Below are 25,736 nucleotides of genomic sequence, written 5' to 3'. Positions count from 1 at the left end.
ACCGGACGGCGGGCGCGATCACAGCGCAGCCGTTTCCTGCCGGACCGCACGCTCGCGGTGCCGACTCCATCCAACCAGGCAGGGATAAAACGGTGCATGAGCATGGCAGGGGCCCCGACGGCGACCCCGGGTGGGACGGTGTTTCACGTGAAACCGAGCCCTACGGCGATGCCGATCGGAGTGTGAGTTTGACGGTGACCTTCAACAACGGGGAGCAGAACGTGCCGCAGCCCCGGAGCAGCCAGGGTCAGGTGTACGGGACGCCCGTACCGACCACGGACGGCGTGACCGTTGATGCGCGCCATCCCGCCCCGGCGCCTCGTACGGCTCCCGCTGTTGCTCCGGTTTCCGGCTCGGCGGTCGTACCGGCTTTGTCGACCGACGTCCCCTCCCCCGCGGCAGTGAGCGCGCCCCCGGCCGAAGAGGGCGCGGCGGACGAGCATGTTTCACGTGAAACGCCGACCGGGGATGAGGACTACCCGCCCCTCGCCATGGAAGCGTTGCGAGCTGTGCAGATCCTCAATCCGAGCGGCGAGATCACCATGCCGCGGCCGGCCCACCCGCGCGTCATCTGCGTCGCCAACCAGAAGGGCGGCGTCGGCAAGACGACCACGACCGTGAACCTGGCCGTGGCGCTGGCGCTTCACGGCAACCGGGTTCTGGTGGTGGACCTCGACCCGCAGGGCAACGCGTCGACCGGGCTGAACGTGCCGCACCATGCCGGCGTGCCCGACGTCTACGACTGCCTCATCGACAATGTGCCGATCGCCGAGGTGGCGCAGCCGGTCGAGGGCATCCCCAACCTCTTCTGCGTCCCGGCGACGATCGACCTCGCCGGCGCCGAGATCGAGCTGGTGTCGGTCGTCGCCCGCGAGTCCCGGCTGGCACGGGCGATCAACGCCCACCCCGAGAAGTTCGACTACGTCTTCATCGACTGCCCGCCGTCGCTCGGCCTCCTGACGGTCAACGCCCTCTGCGCGGCGCAGGAAGTGCTGATCCCGATCCAGTGCGAGTACTACGCGCTGGAGGGTCTGAACCAGCTGATCAACAACATCAACCTGGTCCGGCAGCACCTGAACCCGACGCTCGACGTCTCGACGATCCTGCTGACCATGTATGACCGGCGGACCCGCCTGGCCGACGCGGTCGAGCAGGACGTGCGCAACCACTTCGGCTCCAAGGTGCTCGAGGCGGTGATTCCCCGCAACGTGCGAGTGTCGGAGGCGCCGAGCTACGGCCAGTCCGTGATGACCTACGATCCGGGATCAAGGGGCGCCACCAGCTACTTCGAGGCCGCCCTGGAGATCGCTATGCGTGGGGTCAACGCGGGAGGCACGGCATGAAGAACCGTCCACGGGGTGGCCTCGGCCGCGGCCTGGGGGCCCTGATCCCCACTGCCCCACCGCCGAGCGCCGAGGAGCCGGTGCCCGCGCAATACGTCGCGCCGGCCGCTGGTGATTCCGCTCCCGCTGCCGCGTCCGAACCGGCGCCCGTCGCGCCGACCCCGGCCCCGGCGACGCCGCCCGCTGAGCCGACGGCGGCTGCTCCCGATGACGGGCTGGCGCCGGTGCCCGGTGCGCGCTTCGCCGAGCTGCCGGTCGGGTCGATCGTGCCGAACCCGAAGCAGCCCCGGCACGTCTTCGACGAGGAGGCGCTGGAGGAGCTCAAGACGTCGATCGAGGAGGTCGGTTTCCTCCAGCCGATCGTGGTGCGGGATATCGGCGACGGCTCGTACGAGCTCGTCATGGGCGAACGCCGCTGGCGCGCCGCCCAGGCCGTCGGCAAGGAGTCGATCCCGGCGATCATCCGCGAGACCCGCGACGACGCCATGCTCCGGGACGCCCTTCTCGAGAACATCCACCGCGCCAACCTGAACCCGCTGGAAGAGGCGGCCGCGTACCAGCAGCTGCTCGAGGAGTTCGGCGCCACGCACGAGGAGCTGGCCCGGCGCATCGGCCGGAGCCGGCCGCAGATATCCAACACGATCCGCCTCATGAACCTCCCGGCGCCGGTCCAGCGTCGCGTCGCGGCGGGCATCCTGTCGGCCGGTCACGCCCGGGCGCTGCTCGGCCTGGACGACTCCGAGGCCCAGGAACGGCTGGCGCTGCGGATCGTGGCCGAGGGCCTCTCGGTGCGCGCGACGGAGGAGCTGGTGCAGCTCGCCGTGGCGGACGGGCCCGCGAAGAAGTCGGCCCCGGCGCGGCGGGCCAAGGTCCACGCCCCCGCTCTCAACGACTTGGCGGAGCGGCTGTCGGACCGCTTCGACACCCGGGTCAAGGTCGACATCGGCCGGAACAAGGGCAAGATCACGATCGAGTTCGCCACGGTCGACGACCTCGAGCGCATCGTGGGGATGATCGGCGTGGAAGAAGAAGGCGCGAACACGGGCGACTGAGGCCGGCCTGGCGGGCGGGCATTTGTGGCGGCGGCTGCTCCCCCACAGAACGAAGACAAGCAAGGCACGTGATCTGGCGGGTCGCGTGCCTTCTTCATGCGCCGGTCCCCCTCGCTCGGCCGGTCTCGGGAGTCGCCGCCGGGGCTCACGATGGTGGCTTCGGCGGCTCGATGCCGGCGCCCCGGTCACTTTAGACGCGTCTTCGGCCGCATCGCCGGTTCTGTCAGAACGATTCTCCTGGGATTTCGCCGTGATCGAGATCCAGGGCGCCGGCCATTCCGGACGCCCGAAAAGCCCGATCCAGCCCCTCGAACATGAGACCTGATCATCTAGATCAGTTTCTGTCTGTTGTTGACACGTGAAGCCTGATTCGGCGCCGAGGCTGTGCAGGGCATTGCGCCCGGCGATGCTGCGGCGGGAGGACTGGACGTTGTCAGTCATGACGCGGTCCGTGCGGTGGATGCCGTGTGCGGCGCGCTGCCACGGCCGTGGACGCGCCCGGCGCCGTCGTCGCGTAGTCGGCCGATTTTCCTGACGTCAACGTGGATGAGGTCTTCCGAGGCGGTCGCGTTTGTCGGGGCGGATCAGGGTGCCGATCTTCGCCGGAAGTCCTCTCGTGTTCCAAGCCAACACGCCGGTGCCAACGATCCTCACAATCACGCGTGGTGGCCCGTTTCACGTGAAACCGCTTAGTGGCCGGCACAACGGATCATGTCTTGGGCCACGCCTCCGTTTCACGTGAACGGAGGGCGGGGCGGCTTGGACGTCGAGACGAACTCGGTTCTGTCAGAACGATTCTCCTGAGGTTTGGGAAGCTCTGGATCTTCGGGTCGGAGCCGTTTCCGGGGCGTGCGAGGGTCGTCGCATTCGACGATGTGGAGCAACTAACGTCAACGGTCGGATCGATGGCGTCCGAGGCGAGGTCGATGGCCTGACGCGCGGTCAATCGTCAGCGCGCGACAGGAAGTGCGGGCCGCGCGCACGGCTAGGTGTTGCGGGGACATCTAAGGCGGGGAGTATCCACAAGCTGTGTGTTGTGGTTGGGGACAGTTACCGACGTAGTCGGTTTCACGTGAAACGGAGACGGCGGCGGGTGGGTTTCCACGGCGGTATCCACAGGGCTAACCGGCCTGCGACGTCGTGTTTCACGTGAAACGGTGGGGGCTGTGGATAACTTCTGTGGATAACTTTGGCGGGATGGGGATGAGCCCGCCGACGGTGATCGACTTCAACGTCGGCCGGGGTGAGCAGGGCGTGACGGGCGGGCGGCGTCCAAGCCGGAACAATGCCGATCGTCGTTGGGCCGGCCGGGCGGAAATTGACCCGGGACATGGTCTTCGTCCTGCACTAGGGTCAGCCTCGTGCCCGACGATGCCCCCTCGCTGCCGGACTTCACCCGGTGGCCGTCCTTTCCCTTCGAAGGTGACCTCCGGGTCAAGCCGCTGAAAGAGCCCGTCGCCGTCGAGCCGGCCCGGAGCGGCGAGGACGCCGCCGACTGCGTGGCCTGCAGCACGCCGGACGACGCGTACATCTGGGTCAGTGAACGATGGCGCGTCCGGGGCATGGACCGGCCCACCGGACTGCCGGCCGTGCTGATTCTCGAGTGCCGGTCGCACCTCGATCTCGGCGATCTGCCCAACCTGCTCGCCGCGGAACTCGGCGTCATGACGGTCCGGCTCGAGCGGGCGATCCGCTCCCTCGACGGGGTGGCCCGGGTTCACGTGAATCGGTGGGGTGACGGCTCCGCGCATCTGCACATGTGGTTCCTGGCGCGCCCGCACGGGATGCTCCAACTCCGCGGCACCTTCCTGGCGCTCTGGGACGACATTTTGCCGGTCATCCCCGAGCACCAGTGGCGCGAGAACCTGGCACTCGTCGCCGCGTGGCTGGCCGAGTTCGGCGGCCAGGCGATCGCCGAGCCGGCGCACATCCAATGGGAGTCGCCGGCCACCTTCACCGATCAGCCGCCGTGGGCGACCGCCGAGACGAACAAGAGCCCGGACGACACCGTCGCCCCGGTCACCTACGGATCGGCCATCGACAACTTGGCCGAGACGTCGCCCGAGCCGCCGGTCACCATTCCGCAGCAGCCGGAAGCCCGGAGCCGGGAGCCGGGCCAGACCCCGGCCACCTGACCCGACGAAACAAAGAGGGCGGGCCGCACAAGCAGCCCGCCCTCACGCAACAAACCAGAACTACGAAGCCCCGCGATCAATCGCCCGCGACACCAGCCCGGCCAGCATCGCCCCGAAATCCAGGCCCGCCGCCTCGGCCGCCAGCGGCACCAGCGACGTCTCGGTCATCCCCGGCGACACGCTGACCTCCAGCACGTACGCCTCGCCGCGCTCGTCGACGATCAGGTCGACCCGCGACAGATCCCGAAGCCCCAGCGCCTTGTGCGCCGCGAGCGCCGTGGCAGCCACCGACGACGCCACCGCGGGCGACAACCGGGCGGGAGTGTGCCACGTGGTGAGCCCGGCCGTGTACCGGGCGGCGTAGTCGTACACCCCGTTCCTCGGCACGATCTCCACGGCCGGCAGCGCGAACGGCCCCTCCCCCAGGTCCACCACGGTCACCGCGACGTCCATGCCGGTGACGTATTTCTCGACCAGCGCGGTCGAGTCGTAGGCGAAGCAGCCGACCATCGCCGCGGACAGCGCCGGCGACTCGCGTACGGCGGAGGCGCCCAGACCCGAACCGCCCTGCGCGGGCTTCACCATCAGCGGCAGCCCGAGCCGCTCCTCGATGCGGTCGAGCACGGCGACCGCCCCGAGCTCCGAGAAGCGGTCGTGGGGCAGGGCCACCCAGTCCGGCGTACGGATGCCTTGCTCGCGCAGCACCGACTTGGCCGACGGCTTGTCCCACGCGAGGCGGGACGCGGTCGCGGAACAGCCGACGTACGGGATCCCGCACAGGTCGAGCACCCCCCGCAGCGACCCGTCCTCACCGGTGGCGCCGTGGAGGGCGATCACCACGGCGTCCGGCGGGTCCTCGCGCAGAGTGGGCAGCAGCGACACGTCGGCGTCACGCAACTCGGCGGACAAGCCGGCGGCCCGCAGAGTGTCGAGGATCCGGCGTCCCGACTTGAGCGAGACATCCCGCTCGTACGAGAGGCCGCCGGCCAGGACGAGAACGTGCGCATCGGAAGGCGTACCCATGGGATTGATCATGCCAAGTCGGGACCAGGAGTGTCCGCGGCGGCCCGGCCCCGGCGGCGGTGGGGGGTCGTCGGGCCGAAGACCGCGCGCATGGCGAGCTCCTGCTCCATGACGCCGGACAGGCGGCGGATGCCTTCCCGGATGCGCTCGGGCGACGGGAACGAGTAGTTGAGCCGCATGTGGCCCGTGCCCGTGCCGTCGGCGTAGAACCCGGTGCCCGGCACGTACGCCACCCGCGCCGCGATGGCCCGCGGCATCATCGCCTTGGCGTCGAGGCCCTCGGGGAGGGTCGCCCACACGAAGAGCCCGCCGTTCGGACGGGTCCACGTGGTGCCCGGCGGCATGAGATCCTCCAGCGCGTCGAGCATGGCGTCGCGGCGCTCGCGATAGATCTCGCGGTACGACTTGATCTGCTCGCGCCACGGCATGGTCGACAGATACTGCGTCACGGCGTGCTGGGCGAACGCGCTCGGGCAGAGAATGTTGGCTTCGGAGGCCATGACGAGCTTCTCGCGTACGGCATGGGGGGCCAGGATCCATCCGACCCGCAGCCCCGGTGCGAACGTCTTGGAGAACGTGCTCAGGTACAACACACCGTCCCGTCGCCGGGCCCGCAGCGGGCGTGGCGCATCGCCCTCGAAGCTGAGCGTGCCGTAGGGGTCGTCCTCCACCACCAGCAGCCCGTGCCGCTCGCAGATGTCGAGGACGATCTCCCGGCGCTCCTCGGACAGCGTGACGCCGGCCGGGTTCTGGAAGGTGGGGATCGTGTAGAGATATTTGGCCCGTCCACCTGCCTCCCTGATCGCTGCCTCGAGTGCCTCGGGGATCAGTCCGTCGGCGTCCATGGCCACGTGCCGCACCTGAGCCTGGGCGGCCTGGAACACGCCGAGTGCGCCGACGTAGGTCGGCCCCTCGGCGAGCACCACGTCACCCGGGTCCAGGAACAGCCGGGCCACCAGATCGAGCGCCTGCTGCCCGCCGACGGTCACGACCACGTCGTCCGGGGACGCCTTGATGCCGGAGAGCTCCATGACCTCGCAGATGCGCTCGCGGAGCTCGATCGTGCCCTGCCCGATGCCGTACTGCAGGGTCGTCGCCCCCGACTCGGCCGCGAGCCTGCCCATCATCTCGCCGACCGCGTCGAGCGGCAGCGCGGCGATGTAGGGCGACCCACCGGCCAGCGACACCACCTCCGGCCGGCTGGCGACGGCGAAGAGAGCGCGGATCTCGGAGGTCGTCATCCCCCGGACCCGGCGCGCGTAGCGATCGGTGTAATCATCTTGGGTGGTTCCGGACATGCGGCTTCACCTCGGCAAACATGGAAGGGACACCATCTCCGACCCAGGGTAGACGTCAGACTTATGCAATCGGGCGGGTTGTTCACCGAGCGGGACACCCATCCAACCGCCCCGCCCACCACCCGAACAGGTTTGAAGGCAACGCCCCCCGCCAGAGTGCCAATCCCGTGCCCGTGGCCCTCGAAGCGCGTAGGATTCCCCTTCGGCACATTTCGACAGCTCACCGAGATCCTGGGGACCCGCGATGTCGCGACGCCTGGTCAATCTGACCCTCGACACCCTCGAGGACCTCCCCCGGCCGTGCCGGGGCTGCGTCTACTGGGAGCTGGATCCGGTGTCCGCCGAGCGCGCCTGCGCCAGCGGCGACCCCGGCCTCGAGAAGGAGGCGTGGGTTTCCCAGACGCTGCTCGAGTGGGGCTCGTGCGGCAAGCTGGCCTACGTCGACGGCATGCCGGCCGGGTTTGTGATGTTCGCCCCGCCCGCGTACGTGCCGAGGTCGATGGCCTTCCCCACCTCCCCCGTCAGCGCCGACGCCGCGCTGCTGATGATCGCCCATGTCGTCCCGGCCTTCGCCGGCGGGGGCATCGGCCGCATGCTCGTCCAGGGCGTCGCCCGCGATCTCACCAAGCGCGGCATCAAGGCGATCGAGGCCTTCGGCGACCAGAAGTTCGGCGAGGCGAGCGAGGGCGAGGAGGGCTGCGTCGCCCCGGTCGACTTCTTCCTGTCGGTCGGCTTCAAGACGGTCCGGCCGCATCCGCGCTACCCCCGGCTGCGGCTCGAGCTGCGCACGGCGCTGTCCTGGAAGTCGGACGTCGAGTACGCGCTGGAGAAGCTGCTCGGCTCGATGAGCCCGGAGACGCTGCTGCGCCCGGTCCGGCCGGCCCCGGCGACCACGTCGACGCCGAGCTGAGCGGCGGGGGCCCCGTGGTGACTTCGGCAACTCGGGGTGGCCATCGGCCGCCGGAGGGCTAGCCTTGGAGATGGCGCCGCGCTGTGGCTGCCCCGGACGAGTTGCGTGTCGTACCCGGCCTGACAAGACGACCGCCCCGCTGAGGGAGGCGTCTGTCATGGCATGGCTCGTTCTCATCGTTTCCGGGATGCTCGAGACCGTCTGGGCGATCGCGCTCGACCGGAGCTCGGGGTTCTCCCGCCCGCTCCCCACCGCCGTCTTCGGCGTCGCCCTGGTGCTCAGCATGGCCGGCCTCGGTTACGCGATGCGCAGCATCCCCGTGGGCACCGGCTACGCCGTCTGGGTCGGCATCGGCGCGGTCGGCACGGCACTGGTCGGCATGCTGGCCCTCGGCGAGTCCGCCAGCCTGCCGCGCGTCCTGTGCCTGTTGCTCGTAGTGAGTGGCGTCGTGGGCCTCAAGTTCTTCCACTGACGCCGAGGCCCCTGTCCATTCGCGCCGCATCGCGCTGACGGTTGGTGCGGCACCTCCCGTCGCGCCGGGCCGCTGGGACGCGCCGACCTCATCACGCGCGTGGCGCTCAGTGCGCCGACTCCGTGCGCGCGGCGACACGGAAACGGCCGGCCATGACTCGCATGGCCGGCCGCGGTGGGCGTACGGGATCAGCTGTTGCGCGAGGCCAGTGCGAGCCGCAGCTGGCGGACGTCGATCGAGCCGGTCGGGACGTCGGCCTCGACGGGGTAGTACATGCGCTGGACCGCGGCGAGCACGGCCTCGACGATCTGCTCGCGGAACGCCGGGTCGATCAGGCGCTCGCGGTCCGTCGGCGAGGTCAGATAGCCGAGGTCGACCCGGACGGCCGGCATCCGGGTGAGGCGGAGCAGCTCCCACGTCTTGGCGTGAATGCGGCAGTCCTGCATGCCGGTGCGGACGACGACCTCGCGTTGCACGAGGTTGGCCAGGCGCTCCCCCACCGTGGAGGTGGCGCCGTTGCCGGTGCCGTAGTGATAGGTCGCCACGCCCTCGGCGGCCGCGTGGTCGTTGCCGTCGAGGTGCAGCGAGATGAGCAGGTCGGCGCCGAGACTGTTGGCGAGGGCTGCCCGCTCCTGGCCGGTCATGGGCTGGGCGGGCGCCGGGCCGCGGGTCAGGTGGACGCGCATGCCCGCGGCGGCGAGACGGCCCTCGAGCCGGGTGGCGATGTCGAAGACCAGGTCGGCCTCGGTCCAGCGGAGCTGCCCGTCCGGCACGACGACACCCAGGTCCTCCGCGCCGCCGTGGCCGGGATCGATGACGATCGTCTTGCCGACCAGGCTGGAGCCGGACTGGCGGAACGCCTCGGCCTCACGCAGCCAGTTCGGACGGCCGCCGACGACCTTGCGGCCGAGCCGGCGCAGCGCCTTGAGGGTCTGCGGGCCGCACGAGCCGTCGGGGGTGAGGCCGACCTCGCGCTGGAACTGGGCGACGGCCCGGGCGGTGCGGGGCCCGTAGATCCCGTCGGCCCGGCCGGTGTCGAAGCCCATCTCGAGCAGGCGCTCCTGGAGGGCACGCACGTCCTCACCGACCAGGAACGTGGGCACCGAGTGGAACAGCGTGCGCGCGCCGAGCTTCCACCGGGCACCGTCGAGGGTGGCCCAGGTCTCGGTGCCGACGATGCCGTCCACGCCGAGACCGCGGCTCTGCTGGAAGGCGCGCACGGCGGTTTCCGTGGCGTCGTCGAACTCGGGGCCCCCGGTCTCCAGCAACTCCAGAGTCACCAGGATCGACCGGATCTCCTCGACGGCCGGACCGGTGTCTCCACGTCGGATCGAGCGCACGTGCGGCTCCCTAACAACTCGGGGGGATGGCAGGAGGGCAACTTCCGGAGCCTACTCCGTGGTACCCGGCACGGCCCGGCATCGATGCCCGCTCCGTGCGTCGAATCACGATCGAGTAACGCGAGGGCACAGTGCCCTCACGGAGCGAAGTGAAAGGCGTCGCTCAAGACGGTATGCCGGGCGGGCGAGCTTCCGGCAGCGGTCGTACGGCCCATGATCACGTCGCCCGAAGAGCTGCCGCCGGGCCGCCGCGTGCGGAAGAAGACGCGCAGACCGACGCCGTACGGAAAAAGCAACGCCCCGCACCCGAACCGGATGCGAGGCGTCACGCGGAACTGGAGTCAGAGCGCCGACTCGATGAAGTTGACCAGCGCGCCCTTGGGCTTCGCCCCGGCGACCGAGTTGACCGGCTCGCCGCCCTTGAAGAGGGTCAGCGTCGGAACCGACATCACGCGGTAGGCGCGGGCCGTCTCCGGGTTCTCGTCGATGTTGAGCTTCACAATCTTGACCTTGTCGCCCATCTCGGCGGCGATCTCCTGCAGGAGCGGGTCGACCTTCTTGCATGGCGCGCACCATTCGGCCCAGAAGTCGACAAGGACGACCTTGTCGGACTGCAGCACGTCACTCGTGAACGTGGCGTCGGTGACGGCCTGATTTGCTCCCACTGGAACCTCCTGGTTACTGCTCTGCCTGGTGTTTCCGAAGCCTGATGGGGTGTGGTTACCCGGCCGCTCGCGGGCGACCGGGTGACGCTACTTACAGCTCGATGAACGAGGCGATGAACCGCTCGGCGTCCAGCGCGGCGGCACAGCCGGTGCCGGAGGCCGTGATCGCCTGACGGTAGGTGTGGTCCACCAGGTCGCCGGCGGCGAATACGCCGGGGATGTTGGTGCGGGTGCTCGGGGCGTCGACCTTGACGTAGCCCTCGTCGTCGAGCTCGACCTGACCCTTGAACAGCTCGCTGCGCGGGTCGTGGCCGATCGCGACGAAGACGCCGGTGACGTCGAGGACCTTGGTCTCGCCGGTCTCGACGTTCCTGAGGCGGGCGCCGACGACCTTGCCGTCGTCGCCGAGGATCTCGTCGACCGTGGAGTTCCACTCGACCTTGATCTTCGGGTTGTTGAGCGCGCGGAGCTGCATGACCTTGCTCGCCCGGAACGAGTCGCGGCGGTGCACGATCGTCACCGTCTCGGCGAAGCGGGTCAGGAAGGTGGCCTCCTCCATCGCGGAGTCGCCGCCGCCCACCACGATGATGTTGTGGTTGCGGAAGAAGAAGCCGTCACAGGTCGCACAGGACGAGACACCGTGGCCGAGCAGCTCCTGCTCGCCGGGCACGCCCAGCGGCCGCCACGCGGAGCCCGTGGAGAGGATGACCGCGCGGGCGAAGTATTCCTTCTCACCGACCCAGACCGTCTTGAGGCCCTCGGTGCCGGCGGCGGTCGGCTTGTCGGTCAGCTCGACGCGCGTCACGTCGTCGGTGATGAACTCGGCGCCGAACTTCTCGGCCTGCTTGCGCATGTTGTCCATGAGCTCGGGGCCCATGATCCCGTCGGGGTGACCCGGGAAGTTCTCCACCTCGGTGGTGGTCATCAGCGCGCCACCGGACTGCACACCCTCGATGACCAGCGGCTTCAGGTTGGCCCGGGCCGCGTAGAGCGCCGCGGTGTAACCGGACGGCCCCGAGCCGATGATGATCAGGTTGCGGACCTCGTCCACTGCCGACTCCTCAGTCTGGTCTCGCCGACTTCCGGCGACATCGCACGCTAGAACGTCATGGTAGGCAAGCAATGTTCCCCCGCGACGCGGCATGTGGGACGCGGCATAGTGGGCCGCCTCACGGCGCGCGGGTATCCGGTCAGCCTACCCGGACGGATGCGAGCTTGCCGGAGCCGGAGCCGGGCGATCCGCACTCCGGTCCGACGGCCCAGGCCCAGCTCCCGTTGGCCGCGGTGAAGTGCACGATCACGGCCGGCGCCCCGGCATAGCGCGCGAAGTCGGCCGTCTGCGCGCTGATCGGCCCGCCGCCGTTCTCTTGCGCAATGACCTCCAGACACGCCAGCAGGGCATCCCGCACCCGCAACCGATCGAGGGCCTCCGTCGCCCCGGCGTCCGGCAGCGCCTTCGACGAGCGCACCGACTCCTCCCCCGGCGCCGCCATGATCTGCGGCGAGGAGCCGGAACTCGCCAGGGTCTGCGGGAGAGAGCCGGTGGCGGCCAGGGTCTGCTCCGAGTAGTCGACGCCGGACTCCACCATCTGCGGAATCGCCGCCGACAGCCCCTCGGCCGCGCCGGCGACCGGGGCCTCGCCCGAGTCGTCCGCGGCGCCGGACGTCGTGAACCGGTCGACGCCGACTCCCAGGAACGCGATCACCGCGGCGGCCACTCCGATCGGCGCGGCCCACCGCAACCGCCGGGCCCGCTTCCGGGCCGTCGTGGGTCGCTCTTCCCCATCCGGTACGGCCACCAGGTGCCGCTCCGGCGCAGCCCCCGTCCCGGCGTCGCCCGGCGCAGCCCCCGCTCCGCCCGGATCCGCCCCGGCGCCGACCGAGTCAGCAGAAGCCGAGCCGGGAAGCGAGTCGCCGGAGGAAGAAAGAGCCGCGTCCAGCCGCGCCACCACGTCCTCGGGCATCGGCGCGGGCTCGGCGCCCCACGACCGCAGTGACATCGTGACGCCGGCCGTGGCGGCGGTCAGCTGTGCGTACGCCTCCTGCCAGGCTGGATCGGCAGCCACCAGGCGCTCGACGACGGCCTCCTCGGGCGTGCCGTCCAGCGCGCCGCCGACATAGTCGGCCAGCCGGTCGAAGTCGACCTCGCTGAACTCTGCCCCGGTCACGACCGATCCTCTCTGCCGTCCGGACCTGTCCCGGGCCCGGCCGTCCGCGACGTCACCGACGCGGCGGACCTCGGTGAGACGCTCCGGCGGTCGCCCCGGTTCCCATCGTGACGTGTATCTCCAACGATGTCCGACCCGGTCTTCAAGTGCTGGAGCGCGAGCGCCATCCGTGCCCGGCCCCGCGCGCAGCGGCTCTTGATCGTGCCCTCGGCGACTCCGAGGATCTCCGCCGCCTCCGCGACCGCGTACCCCTGGACGTCGACGAGCACGAGGGCCGCCCGCTGCTCGGCGGGCAGCTCGGCCAGCGCCGCCCGGACGACGAGCGCGGTGTCATGATCATGCGCGGGCGCGACCGGCTCGGGGCCCGTCCCCACTCCGCCGTCGTCGGTGGACCGGCCGTCCGGCAGCGGAACCGTCGGATGGGCCTGCCGCCGGCGGATGCGGTCGAGGCACGAGTTGACCACGATCCGGTGCAGCCAGGTGGTGACCGCCGAGTCGCCGCGGAATCGAGCGGCGGCCCGATGGGCGGACAACAGCGCGTCCTGCACCGCGTCGGCCGCCTCCTCGCGGTCGCCGATCGTCCGCAGGGCCACCGCCCACAGCCGGTCGCGATGCCGCCGGACCAGCTCGGCGAAGGCCACCGGATCGCCCTCGACATGGGCCCGCAGCAGCTCGGCGTCGCTCGGGCCGGAATGCTCCGTGCCGCTGTGCTCGCTACGGGTGGACACGTCAGCAATCTAGCCGACGACGGCACCTTGAGTAGTGGTGCCCATGCGCGTCTGCAACGTATGCGATTACAGAGAGGATTTAAAGCCTCACTCCGAGAGACATCGAGCTACGGACCGTTCGTCGTCGCCAGCAATGTCGCGGACGGAACGACCTATCGTCTGGAGATCGACTGGACCGGTGGCTACGGCACCTCGGTTCGAGGCCGGCATGTACGCCTGATATCAACGCCCGTGCTAGGCGCCCTCGGAGGCTGCCGGCACGGGTCGGCCGGATCGCCTCACGCGGGGCGGTCCGGCCGGCGGTGGTCAGTCGGTGCCGTAGACGGCGATGTTCTCGACGCTCACGCGGTAGCGACCGTCGTCGTCGGCCGGCAGCTTGGTCAGCCAGACCAGGATGTACTGGTAGGTCTGGTCCGGCTCGAACCCGGTGAAGATCTCGTTCGTCCCGTTGGTCGGCTCGGTGTCTTCGTCGGTGAGCTTCTTGTACGTGTCGACGATCTTCTTGTCGCCGTCCCAGTTGTCGCCCGGATCGTTGGTGCCGATCCGCACGTCCATGGTGACGCCCGGCACCGAGGTCTGCACGCGGACATCGGTGACGTGCTTCGGCGCCTTGAGGTTGATCAGGACGCCCATGCCCGGCTTCTGGTTGCCGAAGTTGGCCTGGTTGAAGCCCTGGGTCTTCCACACGGTGTCGGAGTCGTCGTCGATCGTGTATTTCGCGTCGCCGGTGTTGGCCCGGTCGCTCTTCGGGGGATCGACGATGCGCACCATGTCGGCGGTGAGCTTGAACGCCTTTGGCGCCGCCTCGGCCGCTCCCGTGGCGGGGTCGGTCTGGCCGGTGCCCTCGCCGCCCGTCGACGTGCCGGCCTGGGTGGTCTGGCTCGGGTCGTCGCCGCCGGAGTTGCTGATGGCGCGGATGCCGAAGACCAGGCCGATCACGGCGATGACCGCGAGGGCGGCCACGCCGAGGAAGATCTTGCGGGTGCTGCGGACCGGCTCGGCCGAGGTGCCCTGGGTGAAGCGCAGCGGGCCGACCTCTTCGAACTCCTCCTCGGCCTCGGTCAGCCGGGACAGCTCGGTGGCGAGCGCCTCGGACTCGGGGGCCGCGACCCGCTTGTCGAGCAGGTCCATGGTGAGGTCGTCGAGGTAGGCCGGGATGCCCGCGCGGGCCTGCCGCGGCGGGACCAGCTCGCCGTTGCCGTCGCGGACGGCGTCGGGCAGGGCGGGCCGGGAGCCGAGCTCGGCGTGCGGCCAGGTGCCGGTCAGCGCGTAGTAGAGAATGCCGCCGACCGAGCGGATGTCGGACTCGGTGCTGTCGGCGGAGTCGGCCCGGGCGTCGGCCAGCACCACGCGGCCGTCGTCGCCGATGAGCGTCGTGCCGGGGTGCACGTTGCCGTGGACCATGCCGGTGGCGTGGACGGCGGTGAGCGCGTCGGCCAGGGCGTGGGCGATCGTGACGGCCCGGCCCGGCTCGAGCGGGCCCTCCCGGGAGATCACCTCGCGCAGCGCCTCGCCGTCGACCCACTCGCGCACGACGTAGGACCGCTGGCCCTCGTCGATGGCGTCGTAGACCCCGACGAGACTGGGGTGGATCACGCGGCTCGCGTCGACCGCCGCCTGCAGCATCTCGGTCGCGGACTCGCCGCCCGGATAGCGCAGCACGACCGCGACGGGCCGCCGGAGGATGACGTCGATGCCCCGCCAGACCTGCCGACCGGCACTGTCGTTGTTGACGTGCTCCTCGAGCCTGTACCGCTCGGCCAGGATCTCACCGACGGTGGGTGCACCGAAGGTCATGACCGGCCCGGCCTCGTCGGCCGCGGTCTCGTGGCCTTCGCCGACCTGGGTCACCCGTCCTCCCTCGGTGAGTCCGCACTGTCGTCCCCGACCATACCCGTCCGGGCGCCGAACCCCCACGGTCATCCCCGGGCGCGGCCCTCGGGCGAGGCGTGCTGCCTGGGCCGACCGGTCCGATCGGTGCGGGAGAATCAGCTGTTCAGCGGGTGTGCGGCCGGATGTCCACAAGGATCAGCGAAAAGATCAGCGGCCGAGCTTGCGCCGCACCGTGCCGACGACCTGGCTGACCTCGTGAACTCTCAGCAGCGTAGCGGACACCAGGTAGGTCAGCACGATCACGGCACCGCCGGCGACGAGCTGAACCAGGGCGGCGATCCGGTCGGGCGTGTCGCCGCCGGGGAGCAGCTTGACAACCAGCACGCCGGCCACGGCGGCGATCGCGGCGGCCACCAGGACTTTCAGCAGGGCCTTGCCAACCGTACCGAGATTGAGCCGGCCGATCCGCCGCCGCAGCACGGTGAGCGAGATGATCGCGGAGAGGAGATAGGAGATGGCGTTGGCGGCGGTCATGCCCGCCGCGGCGAGCGTCGACGACAGGACCTCGGCCAGGACGATGTAGCCGAGGATGCGTACGGCCACGACCGGCAGGTTGATCAGCGCCACCGTCTTGTTGCCCTGCAGGGAATAGAAGGTGTACGTGCACAGGTAGCTCACCGACAGCGGGATCACCACGAGCGCCGCCGTCGCCAGGACGTCACCGGTGGCCCACGCCGCTTCGTACGTGTAATTGCCGCCCTGGAAGAGCGTCACCGCGATGGGCTTGCCGAGCACGTAGAAGGCGACCGTGACCGGGGCGAGCGCCGTGGTGACCAGCCGGATGCCGCGGCTCAGATCGGCGCTCACGTCGGCGTACCGGCCGTCGGCCGCGGCGGCGCTCATCTTGGGCAGCAGCGCGGTCATCACCGAGACGCCGATGATGCCGTGGGCCATCATGGTCAGCAGGTAGACGTTGTTGAACGCCAGGACGCTCGCCGTGTCGCCCTCCGCCACGCCGCTGAGCACGCGCACCACGAGGAAGACGGCGATCTGGTTGGCGACGACGTAGCAGAGCATCCAGCCGGCGAGCTTGCCGATCTCGCTGAGACCCAGCTCGCGCGGCGACCAGCGCCACTTCCAGGAGAAGCCGACCTTGCGCAGCGCCGGGAGCAGACCGGCCGTCTGCGCCACGATGCCCAGCAGGGTGCCGCCACCGATGACCAGGATCTGACCGGAGGTCATCGTCGCCGGGCTGAGCCCGTCGGTGTTGAAGGCCACCAGGAAGATGCCGCAGGCCGCGATGATGACCAGGCTGTTGAGGATCGGCGCCCACATCGGCGCGGCGAAGTGGCCGCGCACGTTGAGCACCGCCGCGATCAGCGCGGAGAGGCCGGTGAAGAAGATGATCGGCAGGATCAGGTACGCCAGGGACGTCACCAGGTCGCGATAATCGCCGCTGGAGTCGCTGCTGGACTGGATCGCGGTGATCACCGGTGCGGCCACGGTGACCAGGACCGTCGCGATGCCGAGCGACACGACCGCGAAGGTCAGCAGCCGCTGGGTGAAGAGCTCGCCACCGTCCGGATCCTCCTTGCGCCGGCGCACCAGCAGCGGGATCAGGACGCTGGACAGGATGCCGCCGAGCAGCAGCTCGTAGATCTGCCCGGGGAGGAACTGCGCCGCCGTGTACGCGTTGCCGACCGCCGAGCCCAGCGCCATGCCGATCAGGGCGTTGCGCACGAAGCCGATGATCCGGCTCACGAAGCTGCCGATCGCCATGATCAGGCTGTTGCCGGCGGTGGACCGCTCCTCCGAAGCCGGAGTCTCGGGAGCGGCGTCCGGAACAGCCTCGGGCGCGAACTCGTCGTGGACCGCCGGCCCGCCGTAGACCGCGCCTTCCGACCGGTTGGCCGTGCGGCTGCCGTAGACCGTGCCGCCGCCCGACGACTCGATCGGTGTGGGCGGGATCACTTCTGGGGGCAACGCCTGGTCGCCGGCGGCCGTCGGGATCGTGCCGGTGCTGTCGACGGGCACGTGGAACGCCCCGCCCACCTCCTCCGGCTCACCGTCAGGCGTGGCGTGCGCGCTGCGGTACAGGCCGCCGCTCACCGAGACCTCCCCAGGGGTACGAACACAGACGCCACCCTACGGGGAAGGTGCTCAGACGTGACGGCGGAGCAGCGTGCCCGGCACGGCCCCCGCCAGTGTCTCGACCATCCAGCACGCCTCGATCGGCACGAGGGGCTCGCTCAGCGCGTCGAGCACGGTCGGGTGGTCGCAGCCGGCCTCGGTCAGGATCCGGACGAGCGCATCGACGGTGCGCAGATCCCCACTGACCGTGATCTGCCGGGCCAGCGGGCGCACCTGCTCGTACCCCTCCTCCTCGGGCACCCGGCCGAGGCGGCGGGCGGCCAGGCGTACCAGCTCGGTCAGCTGCTCCCGCGGGAAGCGGGAGTTGCCGCGGACCTGGCGCTCCACCGGGGCCGGGCTGCTGTAGGCCGCGATCGCGGCCTCGTCGAGGACTAGCGGCGACGGCTCCGGCGGGCGGGGCCACCACTCGTCGGCCGCGAAGAGCGGCAGCGGCGCCTGCTCCGGACCGCTCGGCTCGACGGGCGGCACCTCGCGGCGCAGCGACCGGTAGGCGGCCTCGCGCACCGCCGCGACCGTGTCCACGTCGTCGTCCGGCGTGACCGGCGCGAACGGGGCCAGCAGCGCCACCACCAACCCGGGATGCGGCAGGGTCGGGTCCTCGAGCGCGATCACGCGGGCACACACCTCGAGCTCGTCCCAGCGCAGCGCGGCCGGTCGCGGGCCGCCCGCGTCGGCCCAGCCGAGCTGCATCGGCTCGCTGGTCGCGGGGCCGCGCAGACCCAGCGTCTGCTCGCCGGTGACCAGGTCGAGATCGAGCACCAGGCCGTAGCCGCCGGTCACCGGGAAGGACACGCGCAGGCCGGTCGGCTCGGGGTCGGGGATCGCGCCACCCTCCGCCCGCAGGAAGGACCAGAAACCGGGATCCTCGCTGAGGCGGAGTAGCGCCTCGGGTACGGGCACGCTCCCATCCTGCCCGCTGCGCCCGGATGCCGCCACGACCGATACCCTGGTAACCCCATGTCTGAGTTGAGTTCGGCCCAGCGCACCGCCGTCCAGGAGCTGCTGCGGGTCTCCCCGGTAGCCGACGAGCTGGGGCGCCGTTTCGGCGCCGCCGGCCATGAGTTGCACCTGGTGGGCGGCTCGGTGCGCGACGCCCTGCTCGGCAACCTCGGCGACGACCTGGACTTCTGCACCGACGCCCGGCCCGAGCAGACGCTCGCCCTGGTCAAGGGCTGGGCCGACGCGATCTGGGAGACCGGGCGCGAGTTCGGCACGATCGGCGTGCAGAAGGACGGGCTGCGGCTCGAGATCACCACCTTCCGCGCCGAGGCCTACGACGGCGTCAGCCGCAACCCGGTCGTGGAGTACGGCGACAATCTCCTCGACGACCTGCGCCGGCGCGACTTCACGATCAACGCGATGGCGGTCAGCCTGCCGGGGCACGAGTTCACCGACCCGTACGGGGGCGTGGCCGACCTGGCGGCGCAGCTGATCCGCACGCCGTCGCGCCCGGAGGAGTCCTTCGGTGATGATCCACTTCGGATGCTGCGGGCGGCCCGGTTCGTCGCCAAGCTGAAGTTCACTGTGGATCCGGCCACACTCGCGGCGATGACCGCGATGGCGGCCGACCTCGACCGGATCACGGTCGAGCGGATCCGCGACGAGTTCACCAAACTGCTCTGCGGCGCCGACCCCGTGGCCGGCCTGCGCCTGCTCGTCGACACCGGGCTCGCCGACCGCTTCCTGCCCGAGCTCACCGGGCTCAAGCTGGAGATCGACGAGCACGCCCAGCACAAGGACGTCTACGAGCACACGCTGATCGTCGTGCAGAACGCCGTGCGCCTGGAGGCCGGCGCGGGCCCCGACCTCGTCCTGCGCATGGCGGCGCTCATGCACGACGTCGGCAAGCCGGCGACCAAGGCCGTCGGCCGCGACGGCCGGGTCAGCTTCCACCACCACGAGGTCGTCGGCGCCCGGATGACCAAGCAGCGCATGAAGGCGATGCGTTACCCCAAGGACGTGACCACCGAGGTGGTCCAGCTGGTGCATCTCCACCTGCGCTTCTACGGGTACGGCCGGGGCGAGTGGACGGACTCGGCGGTGCGCCGCTACGTGACCGACGCCGGGCCCCTGCTCCCCCGCCTGCACAAGCTGACCCGCTCCGACTGCACGACGCGCAACAAGCGCAAGGCCGCCAACCTCTCGGCGGACTACGACGCGCTGGAGGAGCGGATCGCGCGCATCGAGGCCGAGGAGGACCTCGCCCGGGTCCGCCCCGACCTGGACGGCAACGCGATCATGGAGCTGCTCGGGGTCCCGCCGGGTCCGATCGTGGGTCAGGCGTGGCGGCACCTCAAGGAGTTGCGCCTCGACCGGGGCCCGCTGGACCGGGACGAGGCCGAGGCGGAGCTGCTGCGGTGGGCGCGGGAGCACGGCCACACCGCCTGAGCGCTCGGATGCGTGGCCGCATGTCCTGTCCGCTCGGATGCGTGGCTGCTTTGCTCGCGGGCGTGGCTCCGTTTGGCGCGTTCGTGTCACACCCCCGGCGGAGAATGGCCGGCATGAGAGTGGTGGTGGAGTCGCCGATCGGGCCGCTCGGCGTGGAGCTGGAGGGCGACGTCGTCGTGGGCGTGCGGTTCGGCGTGTCCGGGCCACCTTCGCCGCCGCCCGGTGCTGCGGTCGCCGTCGTCGAGGAGCTCGCCGGCTACTTCGCCGGGACAGTGACGGATTTCACCTCGACGGTCGAGATGCGGGGAGGATCGGCCTTCGAGCGGGCCGTGTGGGGGGAGATCGCGCGGATTCCGTACGGGGAAATGGTCACCTATGGCGCCATCGCGACCGCGCTCGGTGAGCCCGGGGCGGCTCGGGCGGTGGGGGCGGCCTGCAATCAGAACCCGGTGCCGGTGCTCGTGCCGTGTCATCGAGTGGTCGGGGCCGGCGGGAAGATGGTCGGCTTCGGTGGCGGGCTGGAGCGCAAGCGGCGACTGCTCGAGCTGGAGGCGCGGGTGACGCTGGAGCGGCTGTGGACGTGACGATGATCACGTGCGGGCCGACGTCCATGCCGCGGTCTCACGGCGGGCCGGGCGGGCCGGCGGGGCAGGGCGCGGGCCGGGCGGTGGCGGTCGCCGGGCGTGAGGTGTGCGGGCTGGGGGCGTACACGGGAAAGAAGGCCCGGACCAACGGCCCGGACCTTCTTTGTCGAGCTCCGCCTTCAGTCCCGTTCGGGTGGCGGCGGGGTGGTTGGACAGAGGCTCCGCCTTCAGTCCTGTTCGGGTGGCGGCGGGGTGGTTGGACGGGGTGTCAGCGCTCGATCTCGCCCTTGATGAAGGCCTCGACGGACGCCTTGGCGTCGTGGTCGTTGTACTGCACCGGCGGGCTCTTCATGAAGTAGGAGCTCGCGGAGAGGATCGGGCCGCCGATGCCGCGGTCCTTGGCGATCTTCGCGGCGCGCACGGCGTCGATGATGACGCCGGCCGAGTTCGGGGAGTCCCACACCTCGAGCTTGAGCTCGGCGTTCAGCGGGGTGTCGCCGAAGCTGCGGCCCTCGAGCCGGATGTAGGCCCACTTGCGGTCGTCGAGCCACGGCACGTGGTCCGACGGGCCGATGTGCACGTCGCTCTTGACCATCTCGTGCGGGATCTGGCTGGTGACCGACTGGGTCTTCGAGATCTTCTTGGAGACCAGGCGGTTGCGCTCCAGCATGTTCATGAAGTCCATGTTGCCGCCGAAGTTGAGCTGGTAGGTGCGCAGCAGCTCCACGCCGCGGTCCTCGAACAGCTTCGCGAGCGCGCGGTGCACGATCGTCGCGCCGACCTGGCTCTTGATGTCGTCGCCGACGATCGGGAGGCCCGCGTCGGTGAACTTCTGGGCCCAGACCGGGTCGGAGGCGATGAAGACCGGCAGGGCGTTGACGAACGCGCAGCCGGCGTCGATCGCGGCCTGCGCGTAGAACTTGTCGGCCTCCTCGGAGCCCACCGGCAGGTAGGAGACGACGACGTCGACCTCGGCGTCACGCAGGGCCTGCACCACGTCGACGACCTCGGCCGTCGACTCCTCGATGATCTCGCGGTAGTAGGTGCCGAGGCCGTCGAAGGTCGGTCCACGCTGGACGCTGACGCCGGTCGGGGGCACGTCGGTCAGCTTGATCGTGTTGTTCTCGCTGGCGTTGATCGCCTCCGCGAGGTCCATGCCGACCTTCTTGGCGTCCACATCGAACGCCGCGACGAACTGCACGTCGGAGACGTGGTAGTCGCCGAAGGTCACGTGCATGAGACCCGGGACGCGGTCACTGGGGTCGGCGTTGCGGTAGTACTCCACGCCCTGCACGAGGGACGAGGCGCAGTTACCCACACCGACGATGGCGACGCGGACGGAGCCCATCGCGTTTGCCTCCTTGTTCATCACGGCCGGTCCAGGTGCGGAGCCGGTTTCACGGGGGGTGCCTCCGCGGCCGGACCGGCCGGGGAAGTCTTCTTCTCTGTGTCCTCCACCGGGGCGGTGGCGGTCACGGCGGGGGTGGTCCCGGAGCGCTCCCGGGTGATCAGCTCCTCCAGCCAGCGGACCTCGCGGTCGGCCGAGTCGAGGCCGTGGCGCTGCAGCTCGAGCGTGTAGGCGTCCAGCCGGTCGCCGGCCCGGGCGAGCATCTCCCGCAGCCCCTCCCGCCGCTCCTCGATGCGCCGCCGCCGGCCCTCGAGGATGCGCAGCCGGGTGGCGCGGTCGGTGCGGGAGAAGAAGGTGAAGTGCACGCCGAAGCCGGCGTCGTCGTAGGTCTCGGGCCCGGCCGCGGCGAGCAGGGCGGCGAAGCGCTCCTTGCCGTCGGCGGTGATCTTGTAGACGATCCGGCCGCGCTTGCTGGTCATCGGCGGCGGGATGTCACTGCCCGGGCCCTGCTCGGTGATGAAGCCGGCCAGCAGCAGCCGCTTGAGCGTGGGATAGAGCGTGCCGTAGCTGATCGCGGCGCGCAGCGTGCCGAGCTTCGCCGCCAGCTCCTTGCGCAGCTCGTAGCCGTGCATGGGGGCTTCCTGGAGGAGACCGAGGATCGCCAGTTCAAGCATCGGGCACCTCCCTGCGAGCGATGTATCGGGCCGATACATCGCAACCGTAGATCGGACCGACATGCTTGGCAAGGGTCCGGGCGCTGGGCAGTCGCCACGCCACGCTGCGTGATGGCGGTCGCTCTTCGGCGGCGGACCGCGTACTCTCTTCGCCATGCGCACGCAGCGGCAGATCGTCGACTACTCGCTACAGAAGCGAGCGCTGCTGCGTGACCTGCACAACGGGAAGATCGGGACGCTCGAGGTCTGTGACGCCTCGCCCTACCTCAAAAACGCAGCTCGCTTCCACGGCGAGCCCACCGAGGACAGGTGTCCGGTCTGCCGGCGCGACAACCTCACGCTGGTGCACTACATCTACGGCGACGAGCTCAAGCAGTCCGCCGGTCAGGCCCGGAAGCTCACGGAGCTGCCGGTGCTGGCGATGACGCTGCGTGAGTTTCAAGTCTTCGTGGTCGAGGTGTGCCAGTCGTGCTCGTGGAACCACCTGATCGAGCAGTTCCTGCTCGGCCGGGACGCACTGACAGCTGACGAACTGGACCAGGGCGTGGCGGCTGCCGTCGCGTCCGCCTCGGGCCGCCACCGCGAGACAGGGTCGTCGTCACACCGGTGGGAGGGCGGCGAGTGACCGCTCCCAACATCGCTAACGTGGACACGATCCGGACCGACACGGGCATCCAGCGCTGTAATCGGTCATTCTTGACATCCGACAGGGCGGCTGCGCGGACGCAGCCCCGAACGTCCGCCCGTGGCCCCGCCCCGGGAAGCCCCTCCAGGGTTTCCGGGGCGAGCCACCGCGACCGGTAGGTGTAACCGAATGAACTCGTACGGCGATCCGCAGTCTGCGCGTGCCCGGGCCAATGTGCCCGGGCCGTCCTCTGCTCCACCGCCTGACGACGACCAGCGGCCCGCTCCCGATGCTTACCGGCGCTCCAGCGGCGGCCGGGCGAGCGTCGGTGGATCGGCGGCCCCCCGCGGCGCCGCCTCCGTCGGGTCGGCGTCGGTGGGTGCGGCCTCGGTCAGCCCGGGCCGCGCCTCCGTGAGCCCCGGGCGGGCGTCGGTCGGCGCCGCCGCGGTCGGTGGCCGCGCCTCGGTCGGCGCCGCCGCGCCGGTCGCCAACGGCGGTCGCGCCTCTGTCGCGCGCGCGGCCGTGCGCCCGGTCTCGCCGGCCGTCGGCGGCGGCGGGCTGCCGGACCCCCACGACGGCAACGGCCGCAAGGGCAGCGCCGCCAAGATCCTCAACAAGGCCGCCAAGAAGCGCCGCCGCACCAACATCATCACGGCCGCCGCGGCGGTCCTGGTGATCCTGCTCGGTGCGGGCACGGTCGCGGGCACCTACTTCTTCGACGACGTGGTGCTGCCCACGCCGAAGACCGAGGACCAGTCGAACGTCATTCTCTACTCCGGCGGCGCGGAGTTCGCCCGCCTCGGCGACCAGAACCGCACGGTGGTGCCGGAAGCCAAGATCAACAAGGTCGTGGAGCACGCGGTCGCCGCCGCGGAGGACAAGAACTACTACGACCACAACGGCATCGACATGAAGGGCATCGCCCGCGCCGCGTGGAACAACTTCACCGGCGGCAGCCAGCAGGGTGCCTCGACGATCACCCAGCAGTACGCCCGGCACGCGGCCGATCTCAAGGAGATCAGCTACAACCGGAAGCTGCGGGAGGCGGTCATCGCCCGCAAGCTCGACTCGACGTACTCCAAAGACCAGGTCATGGGGTTCTACCTCAACTACATCTACCTGGGCGACGGATACAACGGCATCGAGGCGGCGGCCAAGGGCTACTTCGGCAAGTCGGTGCTGACGCCGGCGGGCGAGAAGAACGCCGTCACGCCCTACGAGGCGGCGGTGCTGGCGTCGATCATCAAGCAGCCGGAGCCGACCCCGGGCGGGCACAAGGGCTACAACCCGCGCATCAACCTGCCGGACGCCAAGGACCGCTGGGAATACACCATGAAGAACATGGTGGAGATGGGCTGGATCACCCAGGACGTCTACAACGCCCGCAAGTACCCGACGGTCAAGCCGGCCAGCTCCAACACCTGCAAGACCTGCAAGACCGGTTCCGCGAGCGGCATCATCCTGCGGCACGTCAAGGCCGAGCTGGCCGAGATGGGCATCTCGGAGAGCGAGTTCGCCAAGGGTGGCCTGCAGATCACCACCACGATCAACCAGAAGGTGCAGGCGGCGGCGGAGAAGGCCGGCTCGCGCAAGAGCAAGGCCTCGCCGATGAGCGATCTGCCGAAGACGTACCAGGCCGCGGTGATCGGCATCGATCCCAAGACCGGCCGGGTGCTGGGCTATTACGGCGGTGACAATCCGGAGGGCACGGACTACGGGTCCTACCTCAACGGCACGGGCACCGGCCTGAGCGGCGCCGGCCAGTCCCCCGGCTCGACGTTCAAGATCTACACGCTGGCGGCCGGCCTGCGCGAGGGCATCTCGTTCGACACGCGGTGGGACGGCAAGCTGCCGAACAAGCGCGGCGAGCGGATCAGCAACGCGGGCGCCGAGGACAGCGCGGTCTGCAACGGCGGCGGTGGCATCGAGCGATGCTCGCTCGAGGAAGCGACCATCCAGTCGTACAACTTCCCGTTCTACTGGATCGCCGACGGCATCGGCGTCTCCAAGGTCGTCCAGGCGGCCAAGGACGCCGGCCTCAAGCACCTGGTCAACAACGACGGCAAGATCATCGACCTGGAGAAGACCGACGCCTCCACCTGGGACAAGAACTTCTCCGAGGAGGTCGCCTTCGGGCAGTTCCGGGTGCTGCCGCTGGAGCACGCCGAGGGTGTCGCCACGATCGTGAACCAGGGCGAGCGGCACGAGGCCCACTTCATCAAGTCCGTCAAGAAGATGGACGAGAACACGGGCAAGTTCGTCAACTTCAAGAGCGAGCTCGGCAAGGACGGCAAGCAGGTCTTCGACAAGGCCCAGATGTCCGACCTCGAGGGCGTCATGGCCAAAATCCCCGAGCACGCGAAGAACACGCTCGAGGACGGCCGCGAGGCGATCGCCAAGTCCGGCACCTGGGAGTACCAGGACCCGAAGGGCCGCAAGAGCAAGAACGGCAGCGGTGACACCTGGTTCGTCGGCGGCATCCCGCAGCTGGCGGCCACGGTCTGGGTCGGTGGTGCCACCAACCGTCTCGCCCTCAAGGAAAAGGGCGGCGAGAAGGACATGTTCGGCTCCGGCACGCCGGCGCAGATCTGGGAAGACTTCATCGAGTCCGTGACCGAGGCGCTCGACATGAAGAAGGAAGACTTCCCCGAGCGCGAGCGGACCGGCAACCCGGACAGCGAGTACGCGAACGGCAAGGCCGCGCCGCCGCCCCCGCCTCCCGCGCCGGAGAACACCCAGGTCGACCCCAACTGCCAGCTCTTCCAGCAGTGCGACAACAACCAGAACCAGAACCAGGATCAGAACCAGGGCAACCAGGGTGACCAGAACAACGGTGACCAGGGGAACAACGACAACGGCAACAACGACGACCAGAACAACGACGACGGCGACGACGGTGACGACGGGAACGAGGGGAACACCGGCTTCCCGTTCAACGGCACCGGGACCACGCCCGACGGCGGCTGACGTCCGAGCCTGACGAGTGAGCGCCCGCACCC

The 25,736-nt window shown here is 70.1% G+C and carries 21 protein-coding genes and 1 riboswitch; of the genes, 9 read left to right on the top strand and 12 right to left on the bottom strand.

All coding sequences use genetic code 11. The annotated features are described in order from the left end of the window. Positions 1-401 precede the first annotated feature (401 nt). The 3 genes from RAN62_RS31590 (at position 402) to RAN62_RS31580 (ending at position 4,530) form a co-directional block, all read left to right on the top strand. On the top strand, positions 402-1,343 hold the full coding sequence (locus RAN62_RS31590) for a ParA family protein (protein ID WP_438874581.1): 942 nt from the start codon (positions 402-404) through the stop codon (positions 1,341-1,343). Continuing rightward, complete coding sequence (locus RAN62_RS31585; protein ID WP_305788478.1) at positions 1,340-2,395, top strand: ParB/RepB/Spo0J family partition protein; 1,056 nt, start codon at positions 1,340-1,342, stop codon at positions 2,393-2,395. Before RAN62_RS31590 ends, RAN62_RS31585 begins: the two co-directional genes overlap by 4 nt. Positions 2,396-3,756: 1,361 nt before the next feature. Next, positions 3,757-4,530: a hypothetical protein gene (locus RAN62_RS31580; protein WP_305788477.1), complete on the top strand. Its 774-nt coding sequence runs from the start codon at positions 3,757-3,759 to the stop codon at positions 4,528-4,530. 60 nt (positions 4,531-4,590) lie between these two features. On the opposite strand, the gene RAN62_RS31575 is transcribed toward RAN62_RS31580, so the two are convergent. Both RAN62_RS31575 and RAN62_RS31570 read right to left on the bottom strand, forming a co-directional pair. Next, positions 4,591-5,553, bottom strand: coding sequence for a D-alanine--D-alanine ligase family protein (locus tag RAN62_RS31575; protein WP_438874574.1), 963 nt, complete (start codon positions 5,551-5,553; stop codon positions 4,591-4,593). Between the two features lie 8 nt (positions 5,554-5,561). Beyond that, positions 5,562-6,851: an aminotransferase-like domain-containing protein gene (locus RAN62_RS31570; RefSeq protein WP_305788475.1), complete on the bottom strand. Its 1,290-nt coding sequence runs from the start codon at positions 6,849-6,851 to the stop codon at positions 5,562-5,564. A 244-nt stretch (positions 6,852-7,095) separates the two neighbouring features. On the opposite strand from RAN62_RS31570, the gene RAN62_RS31565 reads away from it, so the two are divergent. Both RAN62_RS31565 and RAN62_RS31560 read left to right on the top strand, forming a co-directional pair. Continuing rightward, entirely contained in the window at positions 7,096-7,761 is a 666-nt protein-coding gene (locus tag RAN62_RS31565; RefSeq protein ID WP_305788474.1) for a GNAT family N-acetyltransferase, read from the top strand. A gap of 70 nt (positions 7,762-7,831) precedes the next feature. Next, positions 7,832-7,899, top strand: a riboswitch (guanidine-III (ykkC-III) riboswitch). Between the two features lie 19 nt (positions 7,900-7,918). Continuing rightward, positions 7,919-8,233: a DMT family transporter gene (locus RAN62_RS31560; RefSeq protein ID WP_305788473.1), complete on the top strand. Its 315-nt coding sequence runs from the start codon at positions 7,919-7,921 to the stop codon at positions 8,231-8,233. A 188-nt stretch (positions 8,234-8,421) separates the two neighbouring features. Here the strand turns inward: RAN62_RS31560 and RAN62_RS31555 are convergent, their stop codons facing one another. The 8 genes from RAN62_RS31555 to RAN62_RS31520 form a co-directional block, all read right to left on the bottom strand. Next, a complete protein-coding gene (locus RAN62_RS31555; protein WP_305788472.1) occupies positions 8,422-9,573 on the bottom strand; it encodes an N-acetylmuramoyl-L-alanine amidase in 1,152 nt (383 codons plus the stop codon). 341 nt (positions 9,574-9,914) lie between these two features. Next, complete coding sequence (trxA, locus tag RAN62_RS31550) at positions 9,915-10,238, bottom strand: thioredoxin (protein ID WP_305788471.1); 324 nt, start codon at positions 10,236-10,238, stop codon at positions 9,915-9,917. A 91-nt stretch (positions 10,239-10,329) separates the two neighbouring features. Beyond that, positions 10,330-11,289 (bottom strand): thioredoxin-disulfide reductase, encoded by a 960-nt coding sequence (gene trxB, locus RAN62_RS31545; RefSeq protein ID WP_305788470.1) that lies wholly within the window; start codon positions 11,287-11,289, stop codon positions 10,330-10,332. Between the two features lie 139 nt (positions 11,290-11,428). Continuing rightward, on the bottom strand, positions 11,429-12,406 hold the full coding sequence (locus RAN62_RS31540; protein WP_305788469.1) for an RsmA family anti-sigma factor: 978 nt from the start codon (positions 12,404-12,406) through the stop codon (positions 11,429-11,431). Beyond that, a complete protein-coding gene (sigM, locus tag RAN62_RS31535) occupies positions 12,403-13,134 on the bottom strand; it encodes an RNA polymerase sigma factor SigM (RefSeq protein ID WP_305788468.1) in 732 nt (243 codons plus the stop codon). The genes RAN62_RS31540 and sigM overlap by 4 nt, the downstream gene beginning before the upstream one ends. A 306-nt stretch (positions 13,135-13,440) precedes the next feature. Beyond that, the gene (locus RAN62_RS31530) at positions 13,441-15,057 is read right to left on the bottom strand and encodes a protein kinase family protein (protein ID WP_305788467.1); all 1,617 of its coding nucleotides are present in this window, start codon (positions 15,055-15,057) and stop codon (positions 13,441-13,443) included. A 117-nt stretch (positions 15,058-15,174) separates the two neighbouring features. After that, positions 15,175-16,938 (bottom strand): murein biosynthesis integral membrane protein MurJ, encoded by a 1,764-nt coding sequence (gene murJ / locus RAN62_RS31525; protein ID WP_438874580.1) that lies wholly within the window; start codon positions 16,936-16,938, stop codon positions 15,175-15,177. A gap of 189 nt (positions 16,939-17,127) precedes the next feature. After that, the gene (locus RAN62_RS31520) at positions 17,128-18,018 is read right to left on the bottom strand and encodes a hypothetical protein (RefSeq protein ID WP_305788465.1); all 891 of its coding nucleotides are present in this window, start codon (positions 18,016-18,018) and stop codon (positions 17,128-17,130) included. 57 nt (positions 18,019-18,075) lie between these two features. Between RAN62_RS31520 and RAN62_RS31515 the strand changes: the two genes are divergently transcribed. Both RAN62_RS31515 and RAN62_RS31510 read left to right on the top strand, forming a co-directional pair. Then, on the top strand, positions 18,076-19,506 hold the full coding sequence (locus tag RAN62_RS31515) for a CCA tRNA nucleotidyltransferase (RefSeq protein WP_305788464.1): 1,431 nt from the start codon (positions 18,076-18,078) through the stop codon (positions 19,504-19,506). 104 nt (positions 19,507-19,610) lie between these two features. Next, positions 19,611-20,090 carry a methylated-DNA--[protein]-cysteine S-methyltransferase gene (locus tag RAN62_RS31510; protein ID WP_438874579.1) on the top strand — a complete coding sequence of 160 codons (480 nt, stop codon included), beginning with the start codon at positions 19,611-19,613 and terminating at the stop codon, positions 20,088-20,090. Between the two features lie 268 nt (positions 20,091-20,358). Here the strand turns inward: RAN62_RS31510 and RAN62_RS31505 are convergent, their stop codons facing one another. Continuing rightward, entirely contained in the window at positions 20,359-21,438 is a 1,080-nt protein-coding gene (locus RAN62_RS31505) for an inositol-3-phosphate synthase (protein WP_305788462.1), read from the bottom strand. Between the two features lie 20 nt (positions 21,439-21,458). Next, positions 21,459-22,112, bottom strand: a complete 654-nt coding sequence (locus tag RAN62_RS31500) for a PadR family transcriptional regulator (protein ID WP_305788461.1) — start codon at positions 22,110-22,112, stop codon at positions 21,459-21,461. Positions 22,113-22,266: 154 nt separating this feature from the next. Here RAN62_RS31500 and RAN62_RS31495 point away from each other — a divergent pair, with 154 nt between their 5' ends. Continuing rightward, positions 22,267-22,737 carry a DUF5318 domain-containing protein gene (locus RAN62_RS31495; RefSeq protein WP_305788460.1) on the top strand — a complete coding sequence of 157 codons (471 nt, stop codon included), beginning with the start codon at positions 22,267-22,269 and terminating at the stop codon, positions 22,735-22,737. Positions 22,738-23,112: 375 nt separating this feature from the next. Then, positions 23,113-25,704, top strand: a complete 2,592-nt coding sequence (locus RAN62_RS31490; RefSeq protein WP_305788459.1) for a transglycosylase domain-containing protein — start codon at positions 23,113-23,115, stop codon at positions 25,702-25,704. Positions 25,705-25,736 lie beyond the last annotated feature (32 nt).

It is taken from the genome of Symbioplanes lichenis (genome assembly GCF_030709675.1).
Lineage (GTDB): Bacteria > Actinomycetota > Actinomycetes > Mycobacteriales > Micromonosporaceae > Actinoplanes > Actinoplanes lichenis.
Note: the sequence above shows the minus strand (reverse complement) of the source record. Positions and strands in the feature narration are given on the sequence as shown.